This window comes from Lysinibacillus sp. NPDC093210, from assembly GCF_044753985.1.
Lineage (GTDB): Bacteria > Bacillota > Bacilli > Bacillales_A > Planococcaceae > Lysinibacillus.
Window position 1 is genome coordinate 1 of sequence record NZ_JBIVOE010000014.1, and the last position, 13,308, is coordinate 13,308.

The 13,308-nt window shown below is 36.9% G+C and carries 10 protein-coding genes and 2 riboswitches; of the genes, 1 reads left to right on the forward strand and 9 read right to left on the reverse strand.

Annotated features, from left to right (window positions below):
* Positions 1-435: 435 nt before the first annotated feature.
* From ACIP9C_RS21835 to ACIP9C_RS21875, 9 genes are all read right to left on the reverse strand, one after another.
* Positions 436-1,740: an NCS2 family permease gene (locus ACIP9C_RS21835; RefSeq protein ID WP_401014580.1), complete on the reverse strand. Its 1,305-nt coding sequence runs from the start codon at positions 1,738-1,740 to the stop codon at positions 436-438.
* A gap of 131 nt (positions 1,741-1,871) precedes the next feature.
* A riboswitch (purine riboswitch) is annotated at positions 1,872-1,973 on the reverse strand.
* 406 nt (positions 1,974-2,379) lie between these two features.
* Positions 2,380-3,048, reverse strand: coding sequence for an MOSC domain-containing protein (locus ACIP9C_RS21840; RefSeq protein WP_401014583.1), 669 nt, complete (start codon positions 3,046-3,048; stop codon positions 2,380-2,382).
* Between the two features lie 249 nt (positions 3,049-3,297).
* Positions 3,298-4,851, reverse strand: a complete 1,554-nt coding sequence (gene guaA / locus ACIP9C_RS21845; protein WP_401014586.1) for a glutamine-hydrolyzing GMP synthase — start codon at positions 4,849-4,851, stop codon at positions 3,298-3,300.
* 155 nt (positions 4,852-5,006) lie between these two features.
* A riboswitch (purine riboswitch) is annotated at positions 5,007-5,108 on the reverse strand.
* A gap of 35 nt (positions 5,109-5,143) precedes the next feature.
* Positions 5,144-7,348, reverse strand: a complete 2,205-nt coding sequence (locus tag ACIP9C_RS21850) for a transglutaminase TgpA family protein (protein ID WP_401014589.1) — start codon at positions 7,346-7,348, stop codon at positions 5,144-5,146.
* Positions 7,345-8,526 carry a DUF58 domain-containing protein gene (locus ACIP9C_RS21855; protein ID WP_401014592.1) on the reverse strand — a complete coding sequence of 394 codons (1,182 nt, stop codon included), beginning with the start codon at positions 8,524-8,526 and terminating at the stop codon, positions 7,345-7,347. The genes ACIP9C_RS21850 and ACIP9C_RS21855 overlap by 4 nt, the downstream gene beginning before the upstream one ends.
* Complete coding sequence (locus ACIP9C_RS21860; protein ID WP_401014595.1) at positions 8,523-9,467, reverse strand: AAA family ATPase; 945 nt, start codon at positions 9,465-9,467, stop codon at positions 8,523-8,525. The genes ACIP9C_RS21855 and ACIP9C_RS21860 overlap by 4 nt, the downstream gene beginning before the upstream one ends.
* Positions 9,468-9,864: 397 nt before the next feature.
* Positions 9,865-10,185 carry an NAD synthetase gene (locus ACIP9C_RS21865; protein WP_401014598.1) on the reverse strand — a complete coding sequence of 107 codons (321 nt, stop codon included), beginning with the start codon at positions 10,183-10,185 and terminating at the stop codon, positions 9,865-9,867.
* Between the two features lie 157 nt (positions 10,186-10,342).
* Positions 10,343-11,167, reverse strand: a complete 825-nt coding sequence (nadE, locus tag ACIP9C_RS21870) for an ammonia-dependent NAD(+) synthetase (protein WP_401014600.1) — start codon at positions 11,165-11,167, stop codon at positions 10,343-10,345.
* Between the two features lie 15 nt (positions 11,168-11,182).
* Positions 11,183-12,652 carry a nicotinate phosphoribosyltransferase gene (locus tag ACIP9C_RS21875; RefSeq protein WP_401014603.1) on the reverse strand — a complete coding sequence of 490 codons (1,470 nt, stop codon included), beginning with the start codon at positions 12,650-12,652 and terminating at the stop codon, positions 11,183-11,185.
* A 312-nt stretch (positions 12,653-12,964) separates the two neighbouring features.
* On the opposite strand from ACIP9C_RS21875, the gene ACIP9C_RS21880 reads away from it, so the two are divergent.
* Positions 12,965-13,306: a P-II family nitrogen regulator gene (locus tag ACIP9C_RS21880; protein ID WP_401014606.1), complete on the forward strand. Its 342-nt coding sequence runs from the start codon at positions 12,965-12,967 to the stop codon at positions 13,304-13,306.
* Positions 13,307-13,308 lie beyond the last annotated feature (2 nt).

The following is a 13,308-nucleotide window of genomic DNA, read 5'->3' on the forward strand; positions in this document are numbered from 1 at the left end:
GCCAGGATCAAACTCTCCATAAAAGAAATTTGATTAGCTCAAATTGTTTTGCTGGCATCAATTTTGATGTCCAAAATTTTGTTTCGTTCACTAACTAAGTTAGCTAGTAAAAACTATATTGATTACGTTTTGCTTGTTCAGTTTTCAAGGTTCATTTTGCTAGCTACTTAATAAGTAACTTTTTATAATTTAACATACATTCAATATGATGTCAACTATTATTTTCTTTCTGTATGTTGTTCGCTTGTTTCGTAACAACGTGTTTAAATATATCATCTCACATTATAGTTTGCAAGTGTTTAATTAAAATAAAACTATTCAGTCAATATATAATAGTAGTTTCTTCTATATTATTAAGTGCCAGGCACTCAAACAATTTTAAATGAAAAAAGCTCCACTTAGTTTTCACTAAGCAGAGCCCATTTCGGCTTTACATTATCGAACCCAGATAAAGTATGCAAGGAAAACAAAGAATAATCCGTACATCATTGGGTGAATTTCCTTTTTACGACCTGCTAAAAGCATTGTTACTGGGTAGAATACAAAACCGATTGCGATCCCTGTTGCAATGGAATAGCCAAGAGGCATCATTAAAACAGTGAAGAACGCTGGAACTGCAATTTCGAATTTATCCCACTCAATTAAACGTAGTGACGAAACCATTAACACACCTACGATAACAAGTGCTGGGGCTGTTACTGCTGAAGTAACGACCGCAAGTAATGGTGAGAAGAATAATGCTACTATAAATAATACAGCTGTAACAACTGCAGCAAAACCTGAACGAGCACCTGCTGCTACACCAGAAGTTGATTCTACATAAGCAGTAGTTGTTGAAGTACCAAATAAAGAACCAATTGTTGTTGCTAGTGCATCTGCCATAAGTGCACGGCTTGCACGTGGTAATTTATCGTCTTTTACTAATCCAGCTTGTGTTGCCACAGCCATTAATGTGCCGGCTGTATCGAAAAAGTCAACGAATAAAAATGTTAATACAACAACTAAAAATTTAACGTTTATTAACGAACCGAAGTCATGAATAATTGGGTTAAGTGCAACCATAAATGTTGAATCTACACTTGGTATTGATGAGACAACAGCTTCAGGTGCTGCAATAACACCAGTAATCATACCAACGATTGCTGTAATAACCATTCCTAAGAAAATACCGACACTACGGAATTTAAGGATTAGAATGATTGAAATAATAATACCGAATACTGCTAAAAGAGTTGAACCTGTAAATGCTCCTAGTGTTACTAAAGTTGCTGGACTATCAACTACAATGCCAGCTCCTTGTAACCCTACAAATGTAATAAATAAACCAATACCAGCTGATACAGCATATTTAAGTTGTGCTGGAATTGCATTAATAACTGTTTCACGAATACCTGTTAATGAAAGGATAATAAATATAATCCCCGAGAAGAACACACCTGTTAAACCAGTTTGCCAAGGAATGCCATACGTTCCTACTACCGTGAAGGCAAAGAATGCATTTAATCCCATACCTGGGGCCAATGAGATTGGGAATTTAGCGAAAATACCCATAATCAAAGAACCTACTGCTGCTGCTAATGCTGTTGCCACGAAAACAGCACCTTTATCCATTCCCGCACTTTCCAGAATCCCTGGGTTAACAGCTAAAATGTATGCCATAGCAAGGAATGTTGTAATACCACCAATTATTTCGCGGCGATAATTAGTACCTAATTCATCGAACATGAAATATTTTTTCATTTTAAAAATATCCTCCGTATTGTCGTCTTCAATATCGAAAACAAAAAAGACACGCTGACTATTCTACTAGTCGCATGTCTACGATACATTTCATCACTAATAATGTGTGAAATAAATTAGTTATTATACATTCGTATAAAAACTAAAATCGTAGTCAAGTTATTTACGGTAACTTGGTAGAAACTCACGGGCCATATTCCCGACATTATACGACGACTTATTTACTTTACAATCGTAATATATCATTTCGTTTTTTAGATTTCAACCCCATTTCCGAACATTTCTTATAAAAAAAATACGAAAGTTCGTGTAAAATACGGTATTAATGTTCTGATTTTGTAAAAACAGCGTAAAAAAACAGGAAAAGTACTACATTTATACAAGTTGCTTTTCCTGTTTTTTATTTTTGATTAAAGGCTATAATCAACCATTTTGCATTTTTAACATGAATGTAACTAACTATTGAGTAGTCAAAAAACTCCCTTTTATGCGCACATAAAAGGGAGTTTTTCAAATGTATGTAAATGTGTCAAAGACTATTATATCAATTACTCGCCCTACACCCACACAACAAGAAGTCCTTAGGCAATAAATATGAAACCTCAAATACCCATTACGTAAGAGCTCCTACCATTCACCTTACTTCTCTACTCGGCTCTCTAATGCTTGAATTCTTTTTTCTAATTTTAGTTTCCAATCCATCGCTAATGCATCTACTGCTTGAATCCGTTTCATCGCAAGTGCGTTATTGTTTTTAAAATATACTTCATTGCAATGTAAAACCGATATACGAGCAGGGTGTCTTTCAACTATTTCAATTTTCGAATCTGCACAGATTGTTCCCTCACTTAGCACACGCGCTAGAAAGCCTGTATAACCTGTTTCAATTAAACGTTTAAGTAATGTGTCTGCCTTTGTATATTTATCAATCGTACTACACGGAATACGTCCTTGCGTAATTTGAATGACGGCATCACCAATTCTATAAATATCTCCAATACAAACATCCGCTTCTAGCATATTTGTTACCGTTAAGTTCTCACCAAATGCTGCTGTTGGCAATGCTTTACCAAGCTCCCTTTCCCATTGTCCGTAATGCTCAGCAGGATATAGACAAACAGCACGATCAGGTCCACCATGATGCTTTTTATCTGCAACATCGTCTCCTTCAAATCCACGAGTAGCCAAATAAACTTCGTGCACTTTTTGTTTTTCAATCCCTGTAATCATTGATCGCCCTTTACTATAGTCCATTTCTTTCGGCATACCAACAGCAAGTGTATAAATCGTCGCTATACTTTTCTCCATTTTAATCCCCCTAAATTAAACAACAGCGTAATCATTTTACATAAATTCAGTTTACTATATCTAACGCTTTGCCAGCAATTTGCCTCTCTACATTAGTTTATATCATCTTAATATTTCTAGTTAAAATGCTTCAATGGTTACAACATTTGGCACACATTGAGTAACTCTGAAGATTGAAATGGCACAACAATAAAAAAAGCCCTAAAAACCCTGGATTATTAGGGTTTTTAGGACTCTTGTTATTAGCGATTATTCCCACTCAATCGTTGCTGGTGGCTTAGAAGTAATGTCATACAGCACGCGGTTCACGTGTTTTACTTCGTTTACTAGGCGGACAGAGATTTTCTCTAATACATCCCAAGGGATACGTGCCCAGTCAGAAGTCATACCGTCGATAGACGTTACAGCACGGATACCGATTGCGTAGTCATACGTACGAGCATCGCCCATTACGCCTACTGAACGAATATCAGGTAATACCGTGAAGTATTGCCAAACGTCGCGTTCAAGGCCAGCTTTTGCGATTTCTTCACGTAAGATGAAGTCAGATTCGCGAACAATTTCTAGTTTTTCTTCTGTTACTTCACCAAGTACACGAATACCTAAACCAGGACCTGGGAATGGTTGACGCCAAACGATTTTTTCATCAAGACCAAGCTCTAAGCCAAGTGCACGAACTTCATCTTTGAATAATGTTTTTAATGGCTCAATCAACTGGAACTGCATGTCTTCTGGAAGACCACCTACGTTATGGTGAGATTTAATTGTTTGAGCAGTAGATGTACCAGATTCAATAATGTCTGTGTATAAAGTTCCTTGTGCAAGGAAATCCATACCTTCTAGTTTTGAAGCTTCTTCATCGAACACGTAAATAAACTCGTTACCGATAATTTTACGTTTTTTCTCTGGATCAGACACACCTGCAAGTTTGTCCATGAAGCGTTGACGTGCATCAATCTTAATTAGGTTCATATCGAAATCTTCTGTGAAAGTTTTCATAACCTGTTCAACTTCACCTTTACGGTTTAAGTTGTGATCTACGAACATACATGTAAGCTGATCACCAATTGCTTTATGAATAAGTACTGCAACAACAGAAGAGTCTACCCCGCCTGAAAGTGCACATAATACTTTTTTATCGCCAACAATTTCGCGAATTTTTGCGATTTCAATTTCGATAAAGTTCGCCATTGACCAATCGCCTTTAGCACCACAAATATCGAATACGAATTGACGTAGTAAATCGTTACCATATACAGAGTGACGAACTTCTGGGTGGAATTGTACTGCATATAATTTACGTTCTACGTTTGCCATAGCAGCGATTGGGCAAGATGCACTTGTTGCGATGATTTCAAAGCCAGCAGGTACTTCTGTTACGTGGTCGCCATGGCTCATCCAGACGATTTGTTCTGTTGGTAATTCACCGAATAATTTATTTGCAGTAGTCACTTGAACTTCCGCTTTACCGTATTCACGTGTTTCAGCGCCTTCAACTTTACCGCCTTGAGTATAAGCCATTAATTGCATACCATAGCAAATACCTAGGATTGGTAAGCCTAATTCAAAAATGGCTTGATCTACATGGAAAGCATTTTCATCATAAACTGAGTTAGGACCACCTGAAAAGATGATACCTGTTGCGTTCATTTCTTTAATTTCTTCTGCTGTAATCGTATGTGGATGTAATTCACTGAAGACACCGAACTCACGGATACGACGTGTGATTAATTGGTTAAATTGGCTACCGAAGTCTAGAACGACGATTTTTTCTTGCTCTTTTAATAAAGGGCTTGCTGACAATATTTCCACCTCTTCTTGTATTTTTAAAGGACGTTTTCATATGTTCAAAGAAAAACGCGTATGAAAGTAAAAAAACTTCCTACGCGTCCATAAGTTCATGATATATAAAGGGGAATGCGTAACAAAGAAAAGTGATTTATAAAAACTCCTCACCTAACCAAAACATTCACCTTCATAGAGAAATCATTTACGGTGATTTCGTAGAAACATCCGAACCCTATTTTCGAACTTATATGAAAGCCATCCTAATCATATATAATTTTTTTCATTTTACTCTTTGTGCCCATTAAAATCAACTGATTGTGCGATTGATTAAATATTCCCAACTTTCTCTCAGTTTAACGTAGTCAACATTCTGCGTATTCTTGCTATAAATATGTTGTTCGTATACCGCTGTTAACTTCCGCATTTCCTCCGTTTCTAAAGCGGCATCCACCCGTTCAGCAAACGCTCGTAATGTCTCGCCATTTTTTCGACTTAAGCCAATGCGTACTAATTGTTTCGTTAATGCCTGATAAGATGAATCAAAGTTCGTCCAATCCGCTTCTTTTTTACGATAGGCACGCACATGCATTTTAGGGATCCATGTTTTTCGTTGTACAAATAATGTCACACCAATAATTATTAGCAAGACAATGAGTGCCAACCAAACATATTTTAATGTTTTTATCCACGTCCATACACTATCAAAACTAAATGCTGATTGCGTATTTGTTTTCTTAGTGGGTTGCTCTTTCTTTTGTTGTTGCTCTGGTTTTTCTTCCGGTTGCAGTTCCTGTTCTTGCTGAGGAACATCTCGTTGTAAATCATAATTGATGTTAACAGTACCAGAAAAACCAATTGTAGGTTCAAATTCTATCCAACCTGTACCAGGTACATACGCCTCTACCCATGAATGCGCATTATCATTTGTTACCGTATATTCGCGATAACCATCAGACAATCCACCTGCATTACCTGGTGCAAAACCCTTCACCCAACGGGCAGGAATACCAATAGCCCGAAGCATGACGACCATTGATGTTGAGAAATTATCACAGTATCCTACTTTCGTATCGAACAGAAATTGATCTACATAATCTTGATTTTCGGAAGGATAGGCGGCAGCTGTTTTATCATAACTAAAGTCACCTTTTGAAAAATATCCTTCTATCGCCTTTATTTTTTCATATATCGATGCTTTATCCTGCGTAATATCAATCGCTAAATCTTGTACACGCTGCGGAAGCGTATCAGGTAATTGTAAGAAACGATTATAGGAACTATCTAATGTTTCTAACATAGCTGGCTCTGACCTTTGAAGTTGCTGCAAGCTATAATTTGGTTCACTATAAGATATCGTGTAACTTGACAGTAATTTATTACTACCATTACTCATAGTTACTAATTCACCACTTGGTTGTTTCGTCACTATTTTTTCCGTTTGTCCATCCTGTACATACAATGTTGGATCCTCTGCTGAAACAGACAGCATACCATACGTTTGAATTAAAAATGGCATAGGTACAGCCATTTCCATCTGTATTTGTCGTTCATTCTGTGTTGGTCCAACAGGCAGAGAAGTAAAGATTGGGGTATCATTTTCAAAAACTGCTTCCCCTATATATTCACCAGACAATACCCAACCTTTTGATGTATACGTATCTTTTGTATCTATCCGCCAATAATGACGGTCGCGGGAAGTTGCAGTGAAAATTAATGTATTATCACCTTTATACGGTCCACCTAATCTACTATCATCATCACTATAGCCAACTGTTTTTTGACCATCTCCTACGCCTTGTCCTGTCACTCCTTTAATAAATGGTACTGGATCAGCCCATGTAGGTCCAGCTTTTGGTAAAAAGAATGCTACCATACTAATGAGTGCCACCGAAATTAACATCGGCAATATAATTTTCCACTTTCTAACTAGCTCACTTGGCGCATCAACTTGGAGTCTTAAACGTTTTAAGAAAAGCACACCAGTCATAATAAGACCTAGTACTACTACTTTAATAATAGCTGGCTTCCCATTATATTCGCTGAAAGTATCAAGAGTAGCGATGAAAAATACAGTTAGTACGAAGAAATAGAAAATATTATGATGCACAGTAATCCAATGGTGAATTAAATATATTAACATCCAGATCAATGCCAAAAACAGAACTGTTCTAAATGAATCTGATACTTGTCCGAAATTCCCTGAAAAAATGTTCACCATATTCAATGTCACTTCATTCACTAAAAACGGAATAGTATGGCCTGAGAAAAAAGGGTTCTCGCTATAAACAAATATAACGAACCATGTAATGTAGCCTAATTTCACAAGCCCCGACAATAAAGGCCGAACTTTAAATAGGCACAGTACTAGTGCTAAGCCAATAAAAATTAAAAGCAAATGACTTTCACCTGTATTTGTTAATAGCATTACTGGTGTTAACCACTCACGTAATATAAAGAAAATAATGATATAAGCTATAGCCAGTTCAATAAAACTCTCTAGTGACTTTTTCACGGCTTTATCACCTCCGTGAACAAGTGGTAATAATCTGTTGGGTCTACATACACGACTTGAATATGTTTATAACGCTTTATTACATCAGACTGTACTTGTGTCTGTTGTGCCACAACAAAACAAATACAGCTTTTCACCGAATTACCTAAAGTATGTAATAGTTCATCTGATATATCACTCGTAACATATAAAAGTGTTGCAACACGCTGAAAAACTTGTTGATCGCGTAATCGGGATTGTGCATTTTCAAGTGGTTTTACACTAGCTAAATGATGCATCACTTGATCTAGTTGCTTTTCCCCTTGAATGGAAGTGAACACTTTCATCTTTGCGCCTGTTGACACAAAAGAAACTTCTCCACGACCTTGCACTATTGCTTTAAGCATCGAAGCTATCAGCTCAATTTTCTCTTCAAATAATGGAGAAGCACCCTCATCAAGCATTAACAGAAGTTCCTGAGATTGACGATCCTCAAACTCCTTCGACTGTAGCGTTTGTGTTTTCGCAAAAGACTTCCAATGAATCCACGAAAAGCGGTCACCTGGTACATATTCGCGTAAACCAATGGCCATTGATGTATCTTTCACAATGGAATAAGGAGCCATCATAGACCCAACATCTAATTTTGCTTGTAATGTAGCATATTTCATATCATGCACTCTTGGATAAACGAGAACTGTTTGTTCTTTTTCTATTTGAATGCTTTTCTTTGCCCATCCGAAAAAATCATAGAAGATTATATTTTCACCTAAATATCGATGTTCACCGCGTGGCAAGCTTTCAAGTGTATAACTCCAATTAAAAACCTTTTTAAAGCCTACAAATTTGATAGCGTCTTTCTCTTGTACCTTTGACTCAACTAACATCGTGCTGCCAACAAGCTCTTCTACTAGCATATATGCAAATGGAAATCGTGTTTTTCTTTCAACGCTAATTGTCACGTTAACAGATTGTCCGCTTTCAACACGAGAAGGTTCAATTTTCCGCTCTACACGGTAAATGTCCTCCCTAACAAGTTGAAAAATAAAGGCATATAGCAAAAATGGACTCACTGTGAAAAATACAAACCAGCTTACAAAACCACCTTGAAACATTGCATAGCAAAACGTTATAAGCATTAGAAAGCTCACTAATAGAAAATGTTTACTTTTTTCAAAAAGAGCACGCCATTTCTTCATTGCTCTGCAAACCTCTTTGTCGGCACAGGTGTTTTTGCCAAAATGCGCTCAATAATTTCCTCTGCTGTAACATCATCATACCGCGCATCTGGCTTAAGCACTAATCGGTGACTAAAAACATATGGTGCTAAATGTTGAACATCATCTGGTATTACATAGCTACGACCCTTCATAAACGCATACGCCTGAGATGCCTTCATCAAAGCAATTGTTGCACGAGGACTGACCCCTAAATACACATAGTTATTCTCTCTCGTTTGAGACGCCAGCTCAACCATATAGTTTTTTACGGAGTCTTCGACATACACACCTTGCACAAGCTCCTGTAATTCAATTAATTGCGCAAGCGTAAGTACAGCGTCAATTTTTTCAATGGACTTACCGTTTTCTGCACGTCGCAATATTTCTACTTCCTGTCCTCTAGTTGGATAGCCCATTTTTATTTTCAGTAAAAACCGATCGAGTTGCGCCTCCGGCAGCGGATACGTCCCCTCATGTTCAATCGGATTTTGCGTAGCCATAACGAAAAATGGCTGGTTAATTTCAAGTGTATTGCCGTCTATTGTGATTGACGCTTCCTCCATCGCCTCAAGTAATGCTGATTGTGTCTTAGGTGATGTTCTATTAATTTCATCAGCTAATACTACATCGCCCATAATCGGTCCTGGACGAAATTCAAATTCCATTGTTTTAGGGTTATAAATAGAGACACCTACAACATCGGATGGCAGTAAATCTGGTGTAAACTGAATACGTTTAAACTGAGCATCAAATGATTTGGCAAGTGCACGCACCATCATTGTCTTACCAACTCCAGGCACATCTTCAAGTAATACATGACCTTTGGCAAGCAAAGCAACGATACTAAGTTCGGCAACCTCACGCTTCCCAATCATTACTTTTTCTATATTTTCTAATACCATTTGTATTTGTAAATTCATAAAACAAAACCCCTCCCATTTACACAAATCAATTATTTGAATTGCACGATAATTTTATTTTAAGCATATCGAAAACTGCATTGTAACACAATCAATGTGCCATTAGCCGTCGCATACACGAATTATATTTTAAATCTATAAGAGTATTCCCCTAGTATTTACCTCAAAAATAGCTTGTTTGAAGTTTTTTAAAACAAGCCTATTTAGTAGTATAACGTTCCACTTACAAAATAGTTACAAATTTTATTTTTTTAACCATAATTAAAAGGTGTCAAAAGCACTTCTTGTCGAGCTGATAACATCACCGATAACTCAAAGGAAATTAATAAAGGAATGTTAAGTAATATCCACCAACAAAAAACCCTATACCAAGTTTGGTACAGGGCTTTATTAACATTTATATGGAAGTTCGGTAACTATTGTGACGCTTCTTTAGCTTGCTAAGACGGCTCAGCTTTCCGGCTGTTTCATTTAGTTCATTATGAATTTGCACGTTGCCTTCACTATCAACAAAAGTAGCCTCAATTTTATTGTGACGTTGTTGTTGAATTTGTCTCTTCTTACTTAATAGCTTTTTATCTTTAATTTTTTGCATACTTTTTTTAAATCGTTGCTGTGCGTTATGGCTAAAGTCATGACTAAGATCACCAGCATGTAAATACTGTTGTTCATTACGAAAAGTACTACTTGTCGTCGCACTTACACTAGAAGTCCTCATAATTAGTTACCCTCCTTTTTATTTTACTAACTTTATAGGTATTTATATCGACATTATATGCAAGGAATTAAGCAAACAGAACTAAAATATATAAAAAAGAATAGAATTGTCAAATAAGTTTCTATCACTTTTTTGTACAACTCTATTCTTACAGGCTTTATTTCCAAAAATCATCAAAAATTGTGATAGGCATATGGCGTTTATGTTGAGAACGCAAATAGTGTTGCTCTAGTGTTTCGCGAGCATCCTCAGGAATTTCCTTCCCTTCTAAATAATCATCAATTTGCTCATATGTTAAACCAAGGGCCACTTCGTCTGGTAGAGATGGACGGTTTTCCTCCAAGTCTGCTGTCGGTACTTTCAAATACAAATGCTCAGGGCAATCAAGCGCAGCTAACAATTGTTTACCCTGACGCTTGTTGAGTCGAAAAATAGGCATTAAATCCGCCCCACCGTCACCAAACTTTGTATAGAAACCTGTAATTGCTTCCGCTGCATGGTCTGTTCCTAAAACGACTGCACTATTCATAGCAGCAATAGAAAATTGCACTTTCATGCGCTCACGTGCTTTTTCATTCCCTTTTACAAAATCGCTAAGTGAAACACCTGCATTTTCTAAAGCACGCACACTGGCATCGACTGCTTCCTTAATATTCACTGTGTAAGTATTCGTAGGTTTAATAAAATCAATGGCATCCTGACAGTCCTGTTCATCCATTTGAACACCATATGGCAAACGTACTGCCCAAAATGAATATTTCTCCTCGCCCGCTTGTGCATTTAACTCATCAATAGCTAGTTGTGCTAATTTCCCAGTTAAAGTAGAATCTTGTCCACCAGAAATACCAAGCACAAATCCTTTAACAAAGCTATATCGACTTGCATATGCCTTTAAAAAATCAATGGATTTACGAATTTCTTCCTGTGCATCAATTGTTGGCAAAACTCTTAATTCTTTAATTATTTGTTGTTGTAATGCCATAACATTCTCCACTCCTTAACCTTTCACAATTCGATTGACCATTTCGCGCACTTCTTCTATATTGCGCATTTTATTATCCCAGCACTTTTGACTTAGATCGACTGGATATTCTTCTGGATTCATCGCACGCTTGTATTCATCCCATAACAATTCTAAATTTTCAGCTGCATAATTGCGCATGTCTACCAAATTCGGATTTTGATAAATTATTTCACCTTTATTAATCACATGCTGATGTAGATTTTTCGCCTCGAAATTCGTCACGAATTTTGACACAAATGTATGCACAGGGTGGAACATTTTTATGCGTTCTTCGGATTGAGGGTCTTCATCGTGCATTGTAATGTAATCGCCCTCTGATTTACCATTTTTCAAGTCGATTATACGATATACATTTTTTAAACCTGGTGTCGAAACCTTTTCAGCATTTGCAGAAATTTTAATCGTATCTTCCAACTGACCATCTTCATTTTCAATAGCCACCATTTTATAGACGGCCCCTAACGCAGGCTGATCGTAAGCTGTAATAACCTTTGTTCCAATTCCCCACATATCTACGCGTGCGCCTTGAGCCTTTAAGTTCAAAATTGTGTATTCATCTAAATCATTCGAAACAACAATTTTCGCATCAGGGAATCCCGCTTCATCTAGCATACGACGTGCTTCTTTTGACAAGAAAGCAATATCACCACTATCTAGACGAATACCAATAAAATTAATTTTATCCGCTAGTTCTTTTGCCACTTTTATCGCTGTCGGCACACCAGATTTTAACGTGTTATATGTGTCCACTAAAAACACACAATTACGATGACGTTTAGCATAGGCGTGGAATGCATCATACTCATTTTTATATGCTTGTACAAGCGCATGAGCATGCGTACCAGCTACCGGTATGTTAAATAGTTTGCCCGCACGAACATTACTAGTTGAAGCAAATCCACCTATAAAGGCTGCACGAGTTCCCCAAATAGCTGCATCCATTTCATGTGCACGGCGTGTACCAAATTCCATAGCCATTTCATCTTTTACGATTTGCTTAATGCGACTTGCTTTAGTAGCAATTAGCGTTTGATAATTCACAATATTTAATAGAGCTGTCTCTATTAGCTGAGCTTCCACTAATGGTGCCTCAATGCGTACAATTGGTTCGTTTGCAAAAACGAGTTCCCCTTCCACCATTGAATACATATCACCTGTAAAGCGAATGTTTTTTAAATAGTCAATGAAATCTTCTTTATAACCAACTTCTTGACGTAAATATTCGATATCCGACTGACTAAAACGAAAGTCTCGTAAATACTCAAGCATACGTTCCAATCCGGCAAATATGGCATAGCCATTACCAAATGGTAATTTTCTGAAATATAGTTCAAAAACCGCTTTTCTATTATGTATACCATCAGCCCAATAAGACTCTGCCATATTGATTTGGTATAAATCTGTGTGTAGCGCTAAGCTATCATCAGCATAGTTTGATCTCATAGGAAATCCCTTCTTCCACTATCATTGTTAGTCTTAGTATACACTATATACCCAAAATCTTGCGTTTTACACGTTTTCTGTCCCATGTTAGGTTTTCTAACACGAATATTCAGAAAATTTAGAACTGTTCATAATTTAGACACAAATTTTAGTACCGCTTTCATTCCTTTAATAATTAGCTTTTTAGCAAACTATTACGAAAAACAAAATATATGATGTAATAAAACCTAACATGATAATCAAAAAAACAATTGCGTCGTTTAACAGCTCCCTATAGTATGTAAATTAAATTTACGCAAGGAGCTGGTGTGAGTGAAAAAAATCGAGGCAATTATTCGTCCAGAGGTATTTGGGATTGTACGAGACGGACTTGCAAAGGTTGGTATTGCAGGTTTAAGTATTTCTGAAATCGCTGGCTGTGGTCGTCAATTAGGTCATACAGGTTTGTTTCGTGGAAATGCTTACGAAATTGAGTTTTTACCAAAATTAAAGCTTGAAATGATTATCGACGACGAAAAAGTAGAACCGATTGTGGAGGTTTTATTACGTGATGCTGCAACTGGTAAGGTTGGAGACGGAAAAATATTTATTTATCCAGTAGAACAGGCAATTCGTATCCGTACTAAAGAAGTCGGATCAATTGCTGTAGATTAAGG